Annotated in this window: 15 protein-coding genes; 9 read left to right on the forward strand and 6 right to left on the reverse strand. The window is 66.8% G+C overall.

Going from position 1 to position 20,971, the window contains the following annotated elements; genetic code table 11:
- The first annotated feature begins 160 nt into the window (after positions 1–160).
- Together AUL38_RS06905 and AUL38_RS06910 are read left to right on the forward strand one after the other, a co-directional pair.
- Entirely contained in the window at positions 161–1,042 is an 882-nt protein-coding gene (locus AUL38_RS06905; protein ID WP_059060472.1) for a thioredoxin domain-containing protein, read from the forward strand.
- Positions 1,039–1,635, forward strand: a complete 597-nt coding sequence (locus tag AUL38_RS06910) for a hypothetical protein (RefSeq protein WP_059060474.1) — start codon at positions 1,039–1,041, stop codon at positions 1,633–1,635. The genes AUL38_RS06905 and AUL38_RS06910 overlap by 4 nt, the downstream gene beginning before the upstream one ends.
- A gap of 27 nt (positions 1,636–1,662) precedes the next feature.
- On the opposite strand, the gene AUL38_RS06915 is transcribed toward AUL38_RS06910, so the two are convergent.
- From AUL38_RS06915 to AUL38_RS06925, 3 genes are all read right to left on the reverse strand, one after another.
- Positions 1,663–3,207: a dynamin family protein gene (locus AUL38_RS06915; RefSeq protein WP_059060476.1), complete on the reverse strand. Its 1,545-nt coding sequence runs from the start codon at positions 3,205–3,207 to the stop codon at positions 1,663–1,665.
- Positions 3,204–5,144: a dynamin family protein gene (locus tag AUL38_RS06920; protein WP_059060479.1), complete on the reverse strand. Its 1,941-nt coding sequence runs from the start codon at positions 5,142–5,144 to the stop codon at positions 3,204–3,206. The genes AUL38_RS06915 and AUL38_RS06920 overlap by 4 nt, the downstream gene beginning before the upstream one ends.
- 108 nt (positions 5,145–5,252) lie before the next feature.
- Positions 5,253–7,103, reverse strand: coding sequence for an IniB N-terminal domain-containing protein (locus AUL38_RS06925; RefSeq protein ID WP_059060481.1), 1,851 nt, complete (start codon positions 7,101–7,103; stop codon positions 5,253–5,255).
- Positions 7,104–7,376: 273 nt separating this feature from the next.
- Between AUL38_RS06925 and AUL38_RS06930 the strand changes: the two genes are divergently transcribed.
- Together AUL38_RS06930 and AUL38_RS06935 are read left to right on the forward strand one after the other, a co-directional pair.
- Positions 7,377–8,459 carry an Hsp70 family protein gene (locus AUL38_RS06930; RefSeq protein ID WP_059060483.1) on the forward strand — a complete coding sequence of 361 codons (1,083 nt, stop codon included), beginning with the start codon at positions 7,377–7,379 and terminating at the stop codon, positions 8,457–8,459.
- Positions 8,456–10,372 (forward strand): LuxR C-terminal-related transcriptional regulator, encoded by a 1,917-nt coding sequence (locus tag AUL38_RS06935; protein WP_059060485.1) that lies wholly within the window; start codon positions 8,456–8,458, stop codon positions 10,370–10,372. Before AUL38_RS06930 ends, AUL38_RS06935 begins: the two co-directional genes overlap by 4 nt.
- Positions 10,373–10,378: 6 nt before the next feature.
- Here AUL38_RS06935 and AUL38_RS06940 read toward each other — a convergent pair whose 3' ends face one another.
- The gene (locus AUL38_RS06940; RefSeq protein WP_059060487.1) at positions 10,379–13,156 is read right to left on the reverse strand and encodes a LuxR family transcriptional regulator; all 2,778 of its coding nucleotides are present in this window, start codon (positions 13,154–13,156) and stop codon (positions 10,379–10,381) included.
- A 282-nt stretch (positions 13,157–13,438) separates the two neighbouring features.
- On the opposite strand from AUL38_RS06940, the gene AUL38_RS06945 reads away from it, so the two are divergent.
- Positions 13,439–13,840 (forward strand): hypothetical protein, encoded by a 402-nt coding sequence (locus tag AUL38_RS06945; RefSeq protein ID WP_059060490.1) that lies wholly within the window; start codon positions 13,439–13,441, stop codon positions 13,838–13,840.
- Here the strand turns inward: AUL38_RS06945 and AUL38_RS06950 are convergent.
- Positions 13,837–15,444 carry an AMP-binding protein gene (locus AUL38_RS06950; protein WP_059060492.1) on the reverse strand — a complete coding sequence of 536 codons (1,608 nt, stop codon included), beginning with the start codon at positions 15,442–15,444 and terminating at the stop codon, positions 13,837–13,839. The genes AUL38_RS06945 and AUL38_RS06950 overlap by 4 nt on opposite strands.
- Positions 15,445–15,716: 272 nt before the next feature.
- Between AUL38_RS06950 and AUL38_RS06955 the strand changes: the two genes are divergently transcribed.
- Complete coding sequence (locus AUL38_RS06955) at positions 15,717–16,931, forward strand: CdaR family transcriptional regulator (protein ID WP_059060494.1); 1,215 nt, start codon at positions 15,717–15,719, stop codon at positions 16,929–16,931.
- A gap of 19 nt (positions 16,932–16,950) precedes the next feature.
- On the opposite strand, the gene AUL38_RS06960 is transcribed toward AUL38_RS06955, so the two are convergent.
- A complete protein-coding gene (locus AUL38_RS06960; protein WP_059060496.1) occupies positions 16,951–17,880 on the reverse strand; it encodes an NAD-dependent epimerase/dehydratase family protein in 930 nt (309 codons plus the stop codon).
- Positions 17,881–18,023: 143 nt separating this feature from the next.
- Here AUL38_RS06960 and AUL38_RS06965 point away from each other — a divergent pair, with 143 nt between their 5' ends.
- The 3 genes from AUL38_RS06965 (at position 18,024) to AUL38_RS06975 (ending at position 20,962) form a co-directional block, all read left to right on the forward strand.
- Positions 18,024–18,596, forward strand: a complete 573-nt coding sequence (locus AUL38_RS06965; RefSeq protein ID WP_059060498.1) for a TetR/AcrR family transcriptional regulator — start codon at positions 18,024–18,026, stop codon at positions 18,594–18,596.
- Between the two features lie 69 nt (positions 18,597–18,665).
- Positions 18,666–19,544, forward strand: coding sequence for an exodeoxyribonuclease III (locus AUL38_RS06970; protein ID WP_059060503.1), 879 nt, complete (start codon positions 18,666–18,668; stop codon positions 19,542–19,544).
- 233 nt (positions 19,545–19,777) lie between these two features.
- Entirely contained in the window at positions 19,778–20,962 is a 1,185-nt protein-coding gene (locus AUL38_RS06975; protein WP_059060505.1) for a CE1758 family FMN-dependent luciferase-like monooxygenase, read from the forward strand.
- Positions 20,963–20,971 lie beyond the last annotated feature (9 nt).

Here is a 20,971-nt window from a genome sequence, read left to right on the forward strand (position 1 = left end):
CGGAGCATAGTGTGCCTTGGTTTACCGCATGGTGGTGCGGTTAGATCGGGATTCCATCCACACGTTTTGTCCTATAACCCGCTTCAGAAGCGAACTGTGACCGGGGCTGATCCACCCCGCCGCGGCCGCATGTCCTGGCCCAGATTGGTACCCTAAACGTATGAACCTCACTTCGGAGCACCGGGCCAACCGCCCGGCCGGCTCCCGGCTCGACCGAGAGCCGGCCGAGGGGGCCGCGAGCAGCACAGCACCCGGCCGCACCGATGCCGGCGAGAGCCGCAAAGCCCTCGCCGCCCGCATCAGACAAGAACACCAGCGCGGCAGCGGCAAGAAGGGCCTCGGCGTGAAAGCACTCGTCGCAGGGCTCGTCATCGCAGCCTGTGCCGCACTTGTCTGGTTCCAACTCCTCTCGTCCGAACGCTCGGCCGACAACGTCGCGGTGCCGCAGCATGCGACCGACAGCTACGGGTTCGTGCTCACCGCAGAGAATACGGACGCCGACAGCACGGCGGCTGAGGCGAGTCTCGTTCCCGTCGTGCTCTACGAGGACTTCCTGTGCGCATCGTGCGGCTTCTTCCACGAGCAAGCCGACACACTGCTCTCTTCACAGGTTGCCGACGGCACGATCAGCCTCGAGTACCGCCCATTCGCCTTTCTCGCCAGCGCTTCAGGTGACGAGTACTCGCAGCGCGCCGCAAACGCCGCGGTGTGCGTGGCTGACCTCGCGGGGGTACCGGCCTTCGTGACGATGCACGACCTCCTGTTTGAGCATCAGCCGGCGCCGGGCGCTACCGGCCCGAATGACGCTGAGCTCACCGCGTTCGCAGAGACCGCCGGAGCCGCGGACGCTGCGAGCTGCATCACCGAACGCACGTTCGACGGCTGGGTCGCGCAGGCGCTCAACGCGGCAGTCAACGCGGGCGTTTCGTCCACACCGACTGTCTGGGTCGACGGCGTACCGATCGTGAAGAGCACAGACGGCCGGGAGTCGATGCCGGGCCCCGAAGAGCTACAGTTCATGATCGAGAAGGCGACCGGATGAGTCCGCACGATAGTTCCTCAGACTCCCGCGTCTCATGGGAGACCGAGCGAGAGGGGATACCTGAGCGCCCAGGATTCGCCTGGGGTCTGCCCGTCGAGGAACGCATCGCACGCCCGCGCAGGCTCGTCGTTGCCATGGTGCTTGCGTGCGTCGACGTTCTGCTCGTCGCCGCAGCGGTGCTGGTAGGCGCGCTGCAGTTCGAGACGCTCGGCAGCGCACCCATCGAAGCGCTCCCCGAGGACCTCTCGGCGGAGTATTCAGCCGAGGATATCGACAAGGCCGTGCTGGTGCTGTTCGGGGCGCTCGCTGGGCTCTCCCTGGTGCTCGCGCTGCTGCAGGCGCTGAGCATGCGAACGCTGGTGACACACCGCCGACCGGGGGCGCGGGTGACGTACCTGGTCTTCGTCGCGCTCACTGTCGCTGTGCTTGCCGTCGGGATACTCGTACGCGGAGCCGACACCCTCGACCTCGCGCTCGCAGGAGGGGCGGCGCTCAGCATGCTAGTCGCCGCAACCCTATCCTTCACCCCGAGAGCCTCGCGGTGGCTGCACCAGCCCGATGCGCGCCGCTCACTCCCGATCGCTGCCCCCTAACAAGGCTCAGGCAGCCCGCCGCAAGGCTCAGGCAGCCGCGAGGCGACTGTGGCCCATCAGGGCGAGGATGAGGCGCTCGCAGCTCTGTTCTGCGACGGCGCAGGCCCTCGCTGTCTCGCGATCGAGCAGTGGGTTGTCGAGCAGTTCGCGCCAGCGCAGGAGGTGCTTCGTTGCCTCGTCGAGCAGCTGTTCGGTGCTCGGGCGGCCACCGCCGAGCACACCGTATCTGCCTGACGCGCCTGACTTCCCGTGCACCCGATCGTCTATGAGCCCAAGCCGCACGGCAGGATCGCTCCCCCGGCCACCGAGGAGCCGCTCCAGCTCCGCCGCACGTTCGTCAGACAGCGACAGGCGACCGCTCGCGATGCGCCCGACGAGCTGCATCTCCGTGGAGGTGTGGGAGGCGGCCATGCGCTGATCCACATCGATGAGCAACTCTTCTGAGCCGGCAACAGCGCGCTGACGCAGCAGCTGGTGCAGCGCCAGCATGACCGAGTGCGCCTTGAGCTCCGCCGTCCGTTGCGTGAAGTGCACATCGATCACTCGCCGCAGCTCTTCGAGGCCGCTGCGGCGCAGCAGTTCCGCCGAGAGCTCTGGTGCGTCCTTGATGCCGCCGCGCAGCAGTGCGATGGCGAGACGGATCCCGTACATCCCAAAGCGGTCGACGAGGTCGATGCGCACGCGCTCCGCAGGGAGACCCTGGTCGAGGGAGGTGATGAAACGCTCGGCGCTAATGAAGAGCCGTTCGGTCTCGGTGGAGGGCACGGCGGCGAGCGCAGCGAAGGCGGCGAAGTCAGCCTGACGCAGCATCATGGCACCCATTCCGAGGAGGCCGGCGACGGGCACGACAGTCTCGCACACGCCTTCGAGCTCCGGCGAGTTCCGCAGTCGTTGTGCGCTCTCGTTGATCGACACCATCGCCGTGAGTCTCCCCGACGCGAGCTCGTCCGCGCGCGACAGCACCGCAATCGACCCGATCGTCGCGTTGCCGTGTCGGGTACGTTCCGTGAGCGCCCGCATGTACTGCACATCAGACTCGTGCAGCGAGCGCAGCAGGTAGATCACCGCGTCCGCACCCGCCGCGCCCTCGTCCGGCAGGAGAAACCTGTCGGTCTCGCGAGACACGTCGTGGGAGGCCGATGCAATGCCCGGGGTGTCGATAAGCGTAATGTGCCCGATGCCCGGCACCGGCCAGGTCACGTCAATACGGTCGACATCATCAGAGCTCAGCCCCGCGAGGTCGAGCTCGAGGCGTTCGCGCTGCCGTTTCGCGGGCAGCGCCGCGCTCTCCCCGTTCGTGAGGTGCGCGCGCACGCGCGGTGTCGCACCGTGGTGGTACCAGGTGACAATGCGTGTGCACTCGCGAGAATCTGTCGGCGCGATCCGCTCACCGAGCAGTCCGTTCAGCAGCGTCGACTTGCCCGCCTTCACCGAGCCTACAAGGGCCACCCGCAGGGGCTCGTCGAGGCGGCGCTCGAGCACCTCAATCTGCTCGTACGCATCGGCGTGGAGGTGGTAGAGCTGCTTGGCTGCGGCAAGCAGCTCCTGCGCGGTCGCTCGCTGCTGTGTCATCGTGCACTCCGTACTGATTCGGGGGTTGGTGCGGCTAGCGCAGGATCTGGGGCCGCTGGCGTTGAAGCTGCGGTGACGGGGACTGCGGTCACGGGGCCCGCGGACGCGGCCGCTCGGGTGGGTGAGGGTGCACCGACCTCCATCGCCCGGTCGCCGAGCGCACGCAGGGCTCGCAGTTCGGAGGCGACGGCCGCCGCGCGCACGCTGCGCTCGCTCGGGGGCAGGGCCGCGCTGCGCTTCGCAGAGCGGATCGACTCGGCGAGTGACTGTTTGAAGTGCTCGGCGACGGAGACGAAGTGATCGCGCAGCACCCGCTTGACCGTGTTCAGGCGGTCACGCGATTCCTTGCTCACCTGGAAAATCGCCTCATCGATGAGTTTGCGCACCGCGACCTTCGCCTCGGCTCGGCGCTGTTCGAGACGCTGCTTTGCGTCCTGCTTGTACGCGAACCCTCCCATAATGAGGCCGGCCACGACAGAGATCGGGTTCACGAGGGCCATGCCCGCAAGGGTGGTCATGAGCCCAAACATGAGCACGCCGCCGTACGAGCCCTTGAGCCCGATCATGAGTTTTTGACCGGCGGAGAGCGAACCAGAGCGGACGTAGTCGAGGTCTCCGATCGCCCGCAGCGCACGCTCTGTGCTCGGGAGCGAGAGATCCGGCACGGACGAGCGGCCGTCGAGCACGAAGTGCTTGGAGACGACGTCGGCGAGGTGCATGCTGCGCGTGTGCGCCCACACGAAGTTGTCAGAAACTGCCTGCGTGACGGATTCGGCGAGCCACGTGCCCGTGTCCTCCCATGAACGACCGGGATCGCTCGAGTCAATGAGCTGCTCGGCCTCTCGACCGACCTGGCGAAGCCGGTCGCGAAGATCGAACTCAATGTCGTCGATGAGCTCGCTCGTACCGTCGGCGAGGGTCTGCTGCCAACGTGCCGAATGCAGGGTGAGGCGTTCAGCCGTCTCCTCGGCCTGCCTGAGGTCCTGAATGATCTCCTCGCCATTTTCGGGGTTACCGATCACCTCAAGTTCCGTGCTGAACACCATCGCGAGCAGTTCGCCGACGGTGTGGATCTCGGAGGCGATGGCGCGGTGCCGTTCAGCGAGCACATCGGCGTGCACGCGGTGCAGGTGTTTCGCGAGCGTGTGGATCCCGGCCTCCTCAATGAGCTCGTTGTCGCGCTGTTGCACAGCGAGTTCGTGCATGAGGGACGAGGTGACGAGGAGTGGGACGTCGATGCCCACGGCGGCGAGGTGTTCGGTATCGGCCGCGACAATGTTGCGCCAGTCGTGTTGCAGGTCGCTCTTGCTGACGACGAAGGTGAGGCGCGAGCAGAGCTCGGATGCCTGCCCAAGGAAGACGAGCTCGGGGTCGGTGAGCTCCTGCGTTGCATCGCTCACCATCACGAGAGCATCGGCCTGCGGGAGGAGAGCGAGGTTCGAGGAGGCGCGGACCTGCGCCCTTCCGAAGCCGGGTGTGTCGATGAGTGTCAGGCCACCGGCGAGCAGGCGCCGCGGCAACGCGACGTCGGCGTGCAGGGTACCGAAGATCCCGGAGTCACCCGCGAGCTCGGTGACGTGCGCGCGGAGCTCCCCCGGGTCGATGGCGGTGCGGATCGCCTGCTGTTCACCGGAGAGCTCCGTCACGAGCGCGGCAGTGGCCTGCTCCCCCCAGCGAACCACCGTGGGTACGGAGGTAGCGATGACATCATCAACCGGGCAGACGGGGGCCGAGACGAGGGCGTTCACGAGGGCGCTCTTGCCCTGTTTGAATTGGCCGACGACAACGACACGCACTCCCACATTGCCGAGATCCTGTCTCGCCTGCTCGAGCCGCTCAGCGAGATCGGGCCGGCTCGCGCGCTGGGCGACGTCGATCATCTGCCGGGCGATCATCTCGAGCTGCCGGGCTACGGGCTCGGGGTGGGGAGATGCCATGCGGTCCTCATTTCTCGGGGCTGTGCGGGAAGATACGCGGTGCCGGAAGCGCAGTACCGGATGTGCGGGGAGGGCACATCCGGCACTGCGCTTCAGTGGCCGCGCGGGCTACATCACAGTGATGTCGGCCGCCCCATCGGTGCCGCCCGTCTCCGCGGCGACGTCAGCGGCACCGTAGGAGTCGCCATAACCGTACGAGTGGTCGTCGTACGTGTAGCTGTAGCCGGAAATCTCCTCTGCCGGCCCCTCGGTCACGGTGTCCTCGACGGCCGGTGCCTGCGGCACCGAGACATCGCCCACGACCGAAGAGTGATCGTCGATGACATCACCGGAGTTCACAGAATGATCGTCGTAACTCGTAGCATCGCCAACGATCGATGAGTGATCGTCGATAACATCACCCGAGTTCACAGAATGATCGTCAATGACGTCACCGGAGGTCACGGAATGATCGTCGGTTACGTCACCCGAAGTCACTGAATGATCATCAACGGTTGAGTTGTCTGAGTTGTTTGACAGGTCTACCGCGACGGAGCCAACGTTGATCGACTGGTCGTTGGTCTCGGTGAGCGTGACGGTGTTGCCGGAGTCAACAGTGTTGCCCGAGTGGCGGTTGTCAGTCACTTCGTTACCAATGCCACCGACGTTTGAACCGTCTTCCCAGTAGTCGCCGCCCACTGAGTGGTCTTCCGAGAAGTCGACCGAGTTGTCGTTCCCGGTGTTCTCGGCACTGTTCTGGTTCCCACCCACGATCGTCGAGCTGTCGGAGCTCTCCGAGTTGTCGGAGTGATCAGAGTTGTCGGAGTGATCAGAGTTGTCGGAGTGGTCCGAATTGTCGGAGTTGTCAGAGTTATCCGAATGATCGGAGTTATCCGAGTTGTCGGAATTGTCATTCCCCGTGTTCTCAGCATTGTTCTGGTTACCCCCGACAGTGGTCGAGTGATCGTCGGAGTTGTCAGAATGATCCGAGTTGTCCGAGTGATCCGAGTTCTCCGAGTGATCCGAGTTGTCCGACTGATCCGAGTTGTCAGAGTGGTCCGAGTTGTCATTCCCCGTGTTCTCGGCACTGTTCTGGTTGCCCCCGACAGAGGTCGAGTGGTCGTCCGAGTTGTCAGAGTGGTCCGAGTTGTCGTTCCCGGTGTTCTCAGCGTTGTGCTGGTTTCCACCTACGGTCGTCGAATTGTCCGAGTGATCAGAGTTGTCAGAGTTGTCCGAGAGATCGACAGACACATCGCTGACGGTGATCGACTGATCGTGGGTGGTCGTGTTGCCGGTGTTCCCGGCGTTGTTCTGGTTTCCACCAACGCTCACGGACTGATCCTGCGTGGTCGTGTTGCCGCTGTTCTCGGCGTTGTTCTGATTCCCGCCGACGTGCACAGAGTTATCGTTGCCGGTGTTCTCAGCCTTGTTGTTGTTGCCGCCGACCTTGTCGCCCTGGGCGATCGCGTCGCCGCCGGCGATGACGCCGTCGTCCTGCGCGATGGTCTGGGGGCCACCGAGCGCGAGGTTACCGTCGCCCTGGTTCTGGATCGTGTCGCGGCCCGAAGCCTGCGCGGTGTCGGTTGCGACGATGTTCCCGTCACCGGTGATAATAGGGTCGTCAGTCACCAGGTCGCCACCGAGTGCGAGGCCACCCTTGCCCGCGAAGGCCTGCTGCACATCGCCGTCGCTCCAGATGTTCTGAATGACGCCACTGTTGTCGAAGTTCGAGACAGCCACGTTCTTCACGATGTGCTGCACCATTTCGGCTGGCGTCGCGCCACCACCAGCAATGGCGACCGCTCCGCCCGCTGCGTTCGCGATAACGGGGGTGATGGCGTCGACGTCTGCGCAAGAGACGCCGCCGAGGCCAGCGGATGCCATCACTGCGGAGGGATCCGCCATGAAGTCTTCGGCCTTCGTCGGATCGCCGAGCAGACTCAGAATGAAACGGAGAAGCTCCGTCGAGGTTACAGCCATGAATAGCTCCTAGAGACACAGCTCACCGAGGGTCGACGAGCGTTACATTCACCGTAAGTTCCAGGCCCACCCCCATGCGACGGGGCGGATCCCCCTGATGCGTGCCCTAGTTGCCGTTTCCAGAGGTGCCCTTCGGCCGGGGGCGATTAGGGGATGGATTAGGGGATTTGGCGTCGGGTATCGGCGATCTCCCCTATGAACTCCGGAGTAGGGTGGGGAAGGAAATTCCCGTGGTTGCGGTGTGATCACGGTACAGAAGACAGCGGGGAATCAATGACCATCAGTGCGGGAGCGACCGGTGCCGGAATCGTCGGCATCGAAGCCGGCGCGACTGGGCTCGAGTTCAGCTCCGGGGAGCGCGTCGACTTCGATCCCGCCGGAGCCCCAGCGGATTTGCTGCAGCGCATCGCCGACGGGGTTCCGTATGTACGCGTGGTCGACGGCACAAGCGAGGTCATCGAATCAGTCGGGCTGTACGCGTCGATGGTCGCAGAGGCAATTCGAGGTCGCGGGGTCACCGAACCGGTCGCACTCGCGGTGCCTGGGTGGTGGCCACCGCAGGTCGTGGCTGAGCTCGCGAACGCCCTCGCTGGGCTCGGCGTCTACGCGGACCTCGTAAACGATGCCGAGGCCGCGGTCGCTGGTTATCAGGCGAGCATCGAACCCCTTCCCGACACCGTGGCCGTCGTGAGCCTGCGCAGCCGGCTCACGAGCCTGGTCGTCGTGCGCGATTGCGCGACACGCCCGCGCGCCGTGCCAAGCCCGCGGCTGGTGAGTAGTGAGGGTGGTGAGCACCTCGATGCCGCCGTGCTGCAACACCTCGTGCGGGGGCTCACTGATCTCGGGGATGAGATCGACGTGACGAGTCCCGAGACGCTTCGGGCCGCCCGCGAGGCGCTCGAGCAGTGCCGTAACTTGCGCGAGACGCTCTCTCGCAGCGCCATGGCCTCGGTTCAGCCCAGATTGCCGGGGGCGGAGCGGAAGCTCCTGCTCGTGCGCAGCGAACTCGACGAACTCGCCGATCCGTGGCTCGAGACAATACTGCGGATGCTGCGCACCGCGATCGAGCAGTCCGATGAGGAGATCGGTGCGGTGCTCCTCACCGGTGGGCTCGCCGTCATGCCAGTGATCAGCCAACGGCTCTCAGCTGACCTCGGGCTCGCGGTCCACGTCCCAGATGATCTGCGCCTCACCGCAGCAAGGGGTGCAATCTCGCTGCGCCCCGGCCCTCGACGGCGACCCTCGGGGCTGCGGAGCTGGTGGCACAAACTGCGACCGCCGCACAGCGCTCACGGCGCGGAAGCGCCTCCTGGCTCGGGGATTCCGACAAGGGCCAGTGCGCTGGTGCAGCGATGAGCGCGGGGGGCACGGACACGACCGCGGTGGATCGCGAACGCGAGTTCCGCACGCTGCTCCTGCACATCGCGGTGAGCTGCCCGTACGACGCGGGCGAACTCTCGACCCGCATCTCACGGCCGCAGCAGGCGATCCACGAGGACCTGACCGCGCTCATGCAGGAGGGCTCGGTGCACCTGTACGACGGCGTGCTGCGCACCTCGGCGGCGGCCCGCCTGGTCGCAGAGTCTGCGGGCACGGAGCTGCGCGAGGTGCAGGAGCAGGTGCTTGCGGAGCTCAGGACCGGTGTGGCCGTTCGCCCGACAACGCTCATCGCCCTCGCTGAGTCCGGGTGCGCAGCGGAGGCGCTCATTGACCTGCTCATCCGCGCGACCAGCACGCACCCCGACGAGGCCGGCCTCGCCGCAGCACTCGGGATGGTCGCGCGTGCTCGTGGCGAGAGCGACGACACGCTCATGCTGCGCCGCGCAGCTGATGCGGCCGCTCGGAGCCGGCCAGACGAGGTGCTCGCACTCACTGAGAAGCTCCTCGACTCTCCGTCTTCGGATACCGCGACCCAAACCAGCGCAGCTCTCCTCGCTGCCGCCGCCCATATTCAGAGCAACCGCCTCGAGCGCGCGCTCGCGCTGTATCGCCACGTCGGCGAGGAGCGGATCGGAGTCGACGCAGCCTGGGCCGTAGTCGCAGCCATCGGCCGCGGCGACCTTCCCGCGGCCCGACAGTGGCGTGAGGCGATGGCGCAGAACGGCCTCACGAACAGGGCTGCGGGACTCACCGATTTCGCTGATGGCCTGATCGCGAGCACTGAGGGCTTTGGGGACCGCGCACTCGAGCTCCTCGCCGGGTCAGTGTCAACGCTTGCGTCCCTCGGCGACGAGGTGCTGCTGCCGGAGACCCCGGCCGCGATCGCGGCCATCGTCGCGTTCGGTCGCGGGGAGCCTGCCGCCGCCGAGATCGTGCTCGAGCGCGCCCTGCGCCTTGAGCTCGGCGGTGAGCCAGGTCGCCGCAGGCACCTGCTGCTCATCGCCTGGGGGCTCATGATGCGCGGCGGGCTCGATACGGCAGAACGCAGGATCGCCGAGCTCCAAGATCCCCGCGAGCTGTGCGACCGTGACCTCCTGCTCTACTGGTGCCTGCGCGGCGGGCTTGCGCGACGGCGCAGCGATCTGCCAGCGATGCGGGAGGCCTGGCGAGAGATTCGCAGACACAGTTTCGGGCTGCAGATCACCCTGTACGACCTGCTCCCGTTCGGGGAAATGCTGGTGCTCGCCGCAAGGCTCAGGGATTCCGCGCACATCGCCCGCATGCTGCAGGCGGCGACCGAACTGCTCGCGACGATGGGCGAGCCGGTCGTGTGGTCGACGCCGCTGCACTGGCACGGCGTACAGGCAGCGTTTCAGGCTGAGGACCCCGCCGCGCTCATCCCCTACGCGAACGCGCTCGTACGTGCGGGCGAAGCCAGCCGCTACGCGGCGACACTTGCGGTGGCTGGGGGCACCTGGCTCGACGTGCTTAGGGGGGAGGTCGATTTCGACTCCGTGGCAGCGAGTGCCCGCGCCCTCGCTGGCAGCGGGCACACCTGGGAGGCATCGCGGCTCGCGGGGCAGGCCGCGCTGCAGCACCCCGAGCGCGAGAGCGCGCTCTCGATGATGCAGCTCGCCCGCGAGATCATCAAGGAGCAGGGTGGCAGCGAGGGACGACCCGCTACGTCGCCCTCGGTGCTCACTGCGCGCGAGGTTGAGGTCGCGAGTCTCGTGCTCGAGGGGCAGGGCTACCGCGCGATCGGCGAGCAGCTATTCATCTCGCCGAAGACTGTCGAACACCACATCGCACGCATCCGCACGCGGATCGGCGCGTCAAGCCGGGCGGATCTCCTCGAGAAGCTGCACGATCTGCTGAGCGAGCGCGGCTGAGCGCGGCTAGACCTGCGGATCCGCCGCCTCCCGCATAAGCCTGACGACCTCGCCGCGGGAGGAGAGCCTGAGCTTGCGCAGCACGTTTGAAACGTGCGAACGCACCGTCGCGACCGACACGACGAACGACTCGGCGATCTGATTGTTCGAGCGCCCCTTCACGAGCTGCGCGACGATCTGCCGCTCGCGTTCGGTGAGGCTCCCGAGCAGGGCCGCGCCCGATCCACCGTGTGCTTCGGCAGTCTGCTGGAGCAGTGTGCGTGCACGAGGGAGGTATCCGTCGGCTCCGATCCGCTCAAATTCGCGCACGGCCTCGTCGAGCCGCTCGGCGGCCTGGGTGCGCCGCCCCGCCTGCAGCAGGAGGTTTCCGTAGTCCGTGAGTGCGAGGCCGAGCGCGAGCGGGAACGCCCGGTTCCGCACCGCGGCCTCGTAGTGCCACATCGCTACCTGAGTGTCGCCCTGGGCCTCAGCGAGCCGGGCCTGCAGCCAGTCGAGCGTGCCCCAGTATTCGAGCCAGCGCGTGCCTCGCCACTCGGCGAGCTGGTCGACGAGTTCTTTCGCCTCGTCGAGCTTGCTCGTGTGGATCAGTGCCTCGGCGCGATAGGTGAGGAACCCGTGTCGGGTGTTGCGAACCCGATCCGCCCACTGCCCCGAACTCGCCGCGAGCACTCCCTCGTCGTCGCCGCGAGCCCGCGAGGCCTCGCAGTCGGCAATGAGTGTGAGGTCGGGCTCGTAGCCCTCCCAGTTCATCTCACGCTGGCGTCGCGCCTGCTCAACGTGCGCGCTCGCATCATTCTCGTTGGTGATCGCGGATACCCACACGCGCAGTGCGGACATGCTCAGCCGCGCCTCGACATCCATCGTGATGTAGGCGAGCTCCTCGGTGAGATCCATGAACTCGATGGCAGCGTCGTAGTCGCCCTGCAGCATCATGCAGTTCAGGAGAATGATGCGAGCCGTACCCGCGGCCCAGGGCAGACTGACGTGTTCGAGCAGGTCAACGGACCGCTGCGCGCGATCACGCGCGGTGTCGAGCGCACCGATCGAGACTTCGGCCCCAGCGATGGCGACGAACGCATCAACCTTTGAGGCGCTGTCCGCGAGCCCCTCGGCCCGCTCGATGAGACCGGGCAGTGCCTGCCGCACCGCGGCGGAGTCGGCGTGTGCCTGGTTGTGCACCATCTGATAGCAATCGAGCAGCAGCAGTTGGCCGGTCTTGTCGAGCATCCAGCCGATGCGGGGGTTCGAGAGCTCGGCCGGGTCGTCGGGCATGCGCGCGACAAGCATCTGTGCGAGTGCGATGAATTGCGGCAGCTCGTCGTGCTCTGAGCTGCGCATCGTCAGGATCACGACCATGAACGCGAAGTAGGCGAGCACGACCCGCTCGTCGGCCGTCGCCGGTTGCATTGCGAGGAGCTGCTGTACCCGGGCGGCGGGGAGTTCTCGCCCGACCTCGTGCGCAGCGAGCACGATCCCGAGCACTTCGTGCAAAATGCTCAGCGGGAGCCCCTCAACCTCGGCGAGCAGATCGAGGGCGAAGTAGCTCGTCTTCGCCTGCATGTGCACGAGAAGCAGGTCTTCGATGAGCCGGGTGCGTGCGTCCGAGGTGGTGGCGAGCGCGAGGGCCTCGCGCAGGATTTCAGCAGCGTTCGCGAGGCGGCCCTGATCGACTGCGGCGTCAACATAGGTGTCGACTGCTGCGTGCAGCGCAGCTTCCCAGTGGTCCGCTCCGCGGATGAGGTGGAGCAGCGAACGGTGCCCGCTCGTCACCGCGGCGAGCGCCAGGTGCATCGGTTTCGCCCGCTCGGTCGGCACGGTGTCCGCGATCGCCTCCGCGAGCAGCGCGTGGCGGGGCATAATCGTGTCGCCGTACCCCGATTCGACGAGCACTTGGGCGGTGAGGGCCTCCTCGAGTGACAACTCCGATCCGAGCATCTCGGAAGCTTCGCGCAGGCTCGCCCGCGGCAGCTCGTGCCCCGCGAGGCAGACGAGCTCACTGGTGACCTGCGCTCCGGGGCTCAGCTGCGCGAACCGGTGGAGCAGCGGGCTGTCGCTCTCCATGGTGACGTGAATCGTCGTATCCCAGGTGAGGTGCTGGCGCGCGATCTCGCGTTCCGAGATCGATGAGAGCACGCTGTCGACGCCAAGAAATGTGCCGCCGGTGGCTTCGAGGATGCGTCTGGCGGACCGGTCGGAAATGCCAACACCGTGGAGTTCCAGCGTGAGCGCGGAGATCTCGGGTGCCGTGAGCGGGTCGAGGTGGTGCGACACGTCGAGGGGGCTGTCGATCGCGAGGCCCGTAAGAAACTCCCCGAAGGAGCCAGGAAGGTTCGGGCTCCGCACGCCGAACACGAGCAGCGTGCCTCTGCGAATGAGGCGGGGGATCATGTAGCGCAGCACCCTCTCGGACTCCGCATCGACCCAATGAGCGTCATCAATCACGAGCACACGGCCGCCGCTGTGCCCATCGCCCTCGGCGAGGAGGCGCTGCACACACTCACGGGCGAGTTCGACAGGGTTGGTGTGCGAATCTGGCACAAAATGCCAGTCGGATACCGGCCCGCTTGCGATGAAGCGCTCCATGAAGCTGTATGGCTCGTTGCGCTCAATCTCGTCGGCTCTTGCGAAGGTCGCCTGCCAGTCGTCGTCCGCCACCGCAGCGCTCACGAGCTCCCGGAGCAGTACGGTCTTACCCATGCCCGCGTCGCCATCGACAACGAGCAGCATGCCGTTCTGCTGTTTCGCGCGCTCGAGCGTGTTTCCGACGAAAGCCTGTCGCCTCACACGCGGAGACATACGCCTGGCTCGACGCAGGTTCTTCTCTGTCTCCATGCGCGCTTTCGTCCTCCTGCGTAGGGGCGGACCGGCTCGTCAGCAGCAGAGAGTGGCCCGACCCAAAAATCCTCACCAAACACAGTACCGCTGTCGCGCGGCGGGTGGTTCCGTGCCGGGTCCGAAACTCACAGGTTGGGCGATCCACATCGCGCTACGCGATCTGGACGTGACACCCGACCCGGAGAGCAGCCTAGGTGCTCAGGAGCACCGCAGCCGCGGCCCGCACCTGCGATGAGAACGATCATTCTCTACGCCAGCAGACCAGACGAGAACGTTGTTTCTGGAGGATCCCAGGAGCATCATGAAGCGGCTGATCCCGCCGCCCAAGGCCCCGCGCGTCCACCCCTGCGCGCAGCACTTGCAGCGACGCTTACCTCGACCGCCGCTCTCACGGCACTCGTTGCCCTCAGGACAGTGAGCGGCCGCCTCTTCTTCGTTCCGTCGATGGCCGCCATCGGGGCAACCCCGACCGAAGCCCAACTGGGCCTCGTCGTGTGCGCCGGGCTCGCAGCCGTGGTGCTCGTGCTCTCCGGGGTGGTTAGGGCAGCCGGAATGAGCGCAACGTATCCCTCGTATTGGGATGAGCCGGCTAAGCGCTCCGGGACTGCCCAGCCGGCTCTGAGCTCCAGCTAGCGCCCGGCCGCTGCGGCCCGCTCCCGCTCGCGGGCGCGAAGATCCTTGCGGAGGATCTTGCCAGCGCTCGACTTCGGGATCACATCCGTGAACTCGACCTGCCGCACCTTCTTGTAGGGCGCGACGCGCTCCGCGACGAAGGCCATGAGATCGTCCGCGGAGAGCTCGCTGCCCGCGGCGCGCACCGCGAACGCCTTCGGAACCTCCTCGCCGTCCTCGATCAGCACCCCGATCACGGCGGCGTCCGCGATCTCCGGATGGGTGAGCAGCAGCGCCTCAAGCTCCGCCGGCGCGATCTGGTAGCCCTTGTACTTGATGAGCTCCTTCGCGCGATCCACGATCGAGTACCAGCCCTCCTCCGAGCGCACCGCGATGTCGCCCGTGCGCAGGTAGCCGTCCTCGGTGAAGGTCTCGGCCGTCGCGTCCGGTCGCCCGAGGTAGCCGACCATCACGTTCGGCCCCTTGAGCCACAGCTCACCCGGGCGGATGAGCCCCTGCTCGTCGTACTCGGTGATCTCCTCGCCGGTCTCCAGGTCAACGAGCCTGCACGTGATATTCGGAAGCGACAGCCCGATCGAGGAGCGCGGAATATCGTCGCGGCCTGCCGGAATCATGTGCGACACGGGCGACAGCTCGCTCATGCCGAAGCCCTGCAGCACCTGCGTGCCGAGTCGCTTCGCCGCGCGTTCCGCGGTCGCCCCGTCGAGCGGCGCGGCCCCCGAGAGCAGCGTGCGGACGCTCGAGATGTCGTACTGATCCACGACAGGGTGCTTGGAGAGCGCGACCATGATCGGCGGGGCGACGAACACGTACGTGCACGCGTAGGTCTGGATGTACTCGAGGAACTGGACGAGGTCAAACCTCGGCATCGTCACGAGCGATGCGCGGGTGTGCAGTGCGATGTTCAGCAGCACCGTCATTCCATAGATGTGGAAGAACGGCAGCACGGCGAGCACGCGGTCGTCACGCGTGAGGTCCATCACGTGCCGGCTCTGCGCCACGTTTGCGACGAGGTTGCGGTGCGTGAGCATCACGCCCTTCGGCACGCCCGTCGTGCCCGATGAGTACGGGAACACCGCGATCGTCTCGGCCGGGTCGATCTCGAGCGTCGGTGCCGCCTCGCCCGCGCCGAGCAGCTCGCCGAGGCTCGTGTGCCCCTCCGCGCCATCGATCACGACGAGCTTGTCCGTGCCGATCCCCGCGCCCTCGGCACCGGCGGTCGCCTGCGGGAGCAGCGGCGAGATCGTGAACAGCCACGTCGCCTTCGCGTCGACGAGCTGCTTCTCGATCTCACCCGCCGTGTACAGCGCGTTGAGCGTCGTCACGGTCGCGCCCGCCCGCAGCGCCCCGTGGAACACTGTCGCGAACTCGGGGATGTTCGGGCTGAGGAGCCCAACGACCGAGCCGGGCCCAACGCCGCGTGCTGCGAGCGCACCGGCGAACGCCTCGATGTCGTCACGGAGCTTCCCGTACGACGTCTCGACGCCTGTCGCCGGGTTGATGAGCGCCACGCGGTCGAGATCCTCGGGCGCGAGGCTGCCAAACAGGTAGTCGAAGATTGTGAGATTCGGGATCTCGACGTCTGGGTAGTGGCTCGGGAACATGCGTCTTTCTCCTTTGAATTACAGTTCACGCAGGCCAGCACGCGCGGGGCGCTCGCTGGAATAGCCGTCGGCGGAGCAACCGCTCACCTCTGACAGCGTCGTACCCACGACCTGCCCGCTCGTTGAGCTGCTCCTCCGCCGGACGCCACCTGTGTTCCTGCACAGTCTGGCCCGCACCCCAGGCCCTTCGCTAGAGGCGAGTGCTCAAGGATTCAACGCTTTCACTGTGCAGGCTCACAAATTCGCAGATCAGCGCGGGCTAGAATCGGCGCATGGTCACAATGGAGTCGCCCACCCAGCCGTCAACGCAAGCGGTCGATACCCCGTGGTTTCTGCTGCAAATATCCGCGCGCCGCGACCTTCTCGTCACACGCGTCGTCGACGAGATCGTCGCCAACGACCCTGCCTACCGCGAGCATCGTGTGAGCTTGGAGCTGCCGGAGATCGTTGCGGCGAACGTCACTGCGCTGTTGTCCGAACTCTGCGGCGGTGCCGAGGAGGCGGAGCCGGCACGCTGGGCGGGCCGCACCAAGGCCGAGAGCGAGGTCTCGATGGCCAGCCTTCTCCACGCATACCGACTGGCGGGGCTCGCAATTCTCGATGAGATCCGCGAGGTCACTGCCGGCACATCGGAGACCGATGCAGCCTTCGGCGCCGTCGCTGCGCTGTGGCAAGTACTCGACCGTTATTCAATGGTGGCCGTCGAGGCCTATAAAGAGGTCACCGATGCGCGGGAGCGGCGCACGGGGCAGTCGAGCCGCGTACACCTGCTCGCGCTGCTCTCGGGAACCGCGCATCCGGCGCACACGGAACGTCTGCTCGGTCTACCAGACGCCGGCTGGTACGCCGTGGTCGTTGCCGCGCTCGGAAGCTCCGGCGAAGACCCAGAACCCGACTGTGGATCGGCGCATCGCATCGCACGGGTCGCCTGGACACAAGACGCCGGTATGCACACGGGCATGGTCGGAGCGAGAACCCGAGAAGACCTTGAGCTCGCTCTCACGGAGATCGGTGACTGTGCAACTACGCGCACGGGGGCCAGCGCACCCTTCGAACGCCTCTCCGAAGCCCCGACCGGTGCGATCGAGGCCCGCCGCGCACTGCGCTGCCTCCCGCCAGGTGCCCAGACCCTGAGCAGGTATGGCGATAGACCGCTTGAGCTCGCCATCTCTTCGGGCCCCGACGTCGCACAGCAGCTCACCGATTCGGTGCTCGGCGGGATCCTCGCCCTCGGCCCCGCGGCCGCCGGGCCTCTGCTCGCAACGCTCGGCGCGTGGATCGAGGCCGGCGGCTCAACCCCCAAGTCCGCGAAGCTGCTGCACTGCCACCGCAACACGGTGCTCTACCGTATGCAGCGCATCACCGAACTCACCGGTCGCACCTTCTCGCACCCAGCTGCAGCCGCCGAACTTGTCGTCGCATTTCGGGCACTTCAGCTGCAGGGCGACGTGCGCAGCGAGCCGGGCGCCAACGGCTCAACCGGGTGAGGGCTGCGGCCAAGACCGATCACGCAGTCACGCAGTCGGCCTCGCTGAGCACGTCGGCGCCGAAGAGATCCGCCATCGTGACCGCGCCGAGCGTCGGCTGCTCGGTCGCCCTGACTGCGGCGAGCGCGGCGAACTCGCCCGTCGCCCGCGATTGCCCGAAGCCCGCGGCCTCGAGCATGCGGCTGGTTCGCCTGTTCGTTGCGGCAACCCGCCACCTGTCGTCGCCCCAGTGGGGCGCGGCCGCGAGAATTCCCCTGAGCGCTGGCACCGCGCCGACGAGGGCAAGGCCAGCGGTCGCGAGCGGGCTACCGAGGGTGAGGTAGGTCCTGATCGTTGCGCCTGTCGCGTCGAGCAGCACGTGGTCGGGGAAGTCCGTGCGCAGGTGCATGCGCGGGCGGCCGTCGACGTCCATGCGGCGACGCTCGCGGTAGTTCGCGATGGGTTCGCCCTCCGGGGCCCGGTGGAGGGAGCGGCCGGCGAGGTCGGCTGTCCAGGCAACCGCGGCTGGGCCGTGTGCCTCGCCGGTTCCAAGCAGCACGGAAATGTCGATCTCGTCGCCGGGTTGCGGGTCGAGGGCCGCCGCGAGCACCGTGCTCACGCCAGGGGCGATCCCGGCGCCGACCACCCGTGTCGCTGAGCCGGGGAGGTGGCGCAGCCCATCGAGGTAGGCCGTGCCTGCGGACGTGTCGACGTAGGGAGTGCCGGCGACGGCGAGGGCGCGCGCGAGCTCAAGGTCCTCGCGGCCCGACGCGTTGATCACCACGTCGCAGCCGCTGGCCGTGTCGACCATGCGGTCTCGCCCCGCGGCTGTGGTGAGATCGAGCTGCACGCTGCCCGGTTCGGCGGCGGCCCTGCGGCTCCCCTTCAGCACCTCGTGCCCCCGCGCTGCAAGTGCCGCACCGGTGGCAAGCCCGACCGCTCCGGTGCCGCCGAGGATCAAGGCCCTCACGCGGTGGCCGCCGCAGCTGCTTCAGGCGGCGTTGTGGACTGGATGTGGATCATGGTTTCTCCAAACGATCGTTTGGGGTTGAGCATATTGCGCGCAGGTACCCAAAAACAAACGCTCGTTTGGAATTGGGCTACGATGGACGCATGGCCTGGGATACCGAGCAGACACAGCGGCAACTCCTCGACGCTGGAGCGACGCTCTTCGCACGCCACGGCTTCGCGGGAACGACGATGGATGCCATCGGCCGAGAGTCCGGCATCAACAAGGAGCGGGTCTACTCCTACTTCGGCTCGAAGAGCGGGTTCTTTACCGCTGTACTCGACGACCAGCTCGCCGAGCTCCTCGAGCAGCTCCCCGTCGAGGGCACCGGCCCGGAGGCCGTCGGCGGCTACGCCGTCGCGCTCTTCGATCGGCTCGAGTCGCGCCCCGAGCTCGCGAGGCTGCTCGCGTGGGAAAGCCTCGAACTCACCGAGGCCGTCGCCGTCGACTGCCGCTCGCTGAGCTGCGCGAGCATCGCAACGGGCATCGTCGCCGCTCTCCCAGACACTACGCGCGAGGGCGCCGAGCAGCTCCTCCTCTCGGTCATCACGCTCGTCGTCGGCTGGTGGACCCTCTCCCGGGTTGCCGACACCGTACTCACTGGCCACATCACGCCCGACACCCGGCGCGAGACGATCCGCGCCGACGCCGAGGCCCTCGCCGCCGCGCGCAGCTAGAGCTGGCACTGGCCCTGCGGATCCCGAGCCAGATCCGCCTGTGTCTGCCGCGCCAGCTAGGCTTGTCACATGCGCATCGCTACCTGGAACGTGAACTCGATCCGCACTCGATTCGGTCGCGTCGTCGACTGGCTGCAGCGCGAGGATATTGATGTCCTCGCCATGCAGGAAATCAAGTGCCGCCCCGACCAGTTCCCCATTGAGGCCTTCGAGCAGGCGGGCTACCATCTCGAGATCAATGGGCTGAACCAGTGGAACGGGGTCGCGTTCGCCAGCCGCCACGAGATGACCGACGTCGCACGCGGCTTCGACGGCATGCCCGGCTTCGGCAAGCGCATCAAGGGCCAGGAAGAGGTGCAGGGCACGGGGCCGAACGGCCTCCCGCTCGAGGCGCGCGCACTCGGCGTCACCGTCGGCGACCTGCGACTCTGGAGCCTGTATGTTCCCAATGGTCGCTCGCTTGAGGATCCGCACCTCGAATACAAGCTCGACTGGCTCGCCGCACTCCGCAACAACACGGAGGCGTGGCTCGACGAGGATCCCGAGCTCGCGCTCGCCCTCATGGGCGACTGGAACGTCGCCCCGCTCGACGCCGACATGGGCGACCCGTCGTTCGTGCTCGGCCGTTCCACCCACGTCTCCCCCGCCGAGCGCGCCGCATTTGAGGCGTTCGCACCACACGTCGCCGACGTCGTGCGGCCCATCGTTCCCGAGGGCTACACATTCTGGGATTACAAGGCCGGCCGCTTCCAGAAGGACGAGGGCATGCGCATCGACTTCATCCTGGGGTCCGAGGCGTTTGCCGACACTGTGACGGGCGCGAGCATCCACCGCGACGAGCGACGCGGCGACGCCCCCAGCGACCACGTCCCGGTCGTCGTCGACATCGATCCGAGCCTGCTCGGCGGCACGTTCGAGGACGAGTACGACCGCCCGATGGTGTTCTAGCGGGGCCCTCCCCGCCCTGATCCACCCCTTCCGGTCAGGACCCCCACCCCTCCGCGCGCCGCAACCGCGGGGTGTTACGAACGCGCGCGAAACCCCGGGAATAGTTCTCAGCTTTTCCCGTTACATTTATATGCAAGCGCATATAAATGTATGGATCGGGGCGCAGCCCAAGGTTCGCGCCGGCGCACAGCACGCACAGACCGCACCACACGCAACAACCCCAGGAGCACACAATGGAATTCGGGATCTTCTCCGTCTCCGACGTCACGCGCGACCCCGTGAGCGGAGACACCCCAAGCGAGGCCGCACGCATCAAGGGCCTCGCCAAGATTGCAACGCACGCCGAGGAGGTGGGCTTCGACGTCTTCGCCATCGGCGAGCACCACAACCCCCCGTTCTTCTCCTCGAGTCCCACGACGTTCCTCGCGCACATCGCGGCGCTCACGAAAACGTTGAAGCTCTCGACGAGCACGACGCTCATCACCACGAACGACCCCGTGCGCATCGCCGAAGAGTACGCGATGCTGCAGCACCTCGCCGACGGCCGCATGGACCTCATGCTCGGCCGCGGCAACACCGCGCCCGTCTACCCGTGGTTCGGCAAGGACATCCGCTCGGCACTGCCGCTCGCGCTCGAAAACTACAACCTGCTGCACCGCCTGTGGCGCGAGGACGTCGTCGACTACGAGGGCAACTTCCGTACCCCGCTGCAGGGCTTCACCTCGACGCCCCGCCCGCTCGACGACGTGCCGCCCTTCGTCTGGCACGGCTCGATCCGCACCCCCGAAATCGCCGAGCAAGCAGCCTTCCACGGCGACGGCTTCTTCTCGAACCACATCTTCGCCCCGTCGGCACACTCGCTGCGCCTCGTGAACTTCTACCGCCAGCGCTACGAGCACTACGGGCACGGCAAGGCGAAGCAGGCGATCGTCGGCCTCGGCGGGCAGGCGTACGTCGCGAAGAATTCGCAGGATGCGGCGCGCGAGTTCCGCCCCTACTTCAACGAGGCGCCCGTCTACGGCCACGGCCCCTCGATGGAAGACTTCACGAGCCAGACGCCGCTGAGCGTCGGCAGCCCGCAGGAGATCATCGATAAGACCCTCTCGTTCCGCGACATGTTCGGCGACTACCAGCGCCAGATGTTCCTCGTGGATCACGCGGGCCTGCCGACCGACACCGTGCTCAAGCAGCTCGATCTGCTCGGCTCAGAGGTGCTCCCGGTGCTGCGCGCCGAGCTCGCCAAGCTGCGCGACCCCGAGGTGCCAGAGTCGCCGTCACACGCAGACCTCGTGAAGGCGAAGTACGGTGATGGTGAAGTGCGGCAGCCCCGCCCGAACCCGAACCGCGGCGACAACGTCACCGGCGGCTCGCCCTACCAGGACAGCCCGGCGGCCGCAGGCGCCGCGTTCGGCCTCTAACATCCATCC

The sequence above is a fragment of the Leucobacter sp. G161 genome (assembly GCF_001482305.1).
Classification (GTDB): domain Bacteria; phylum Actinomycetota; class Actinomycetes; order Actinomycetales; family Microbacteriaceae; genus Leucobacter.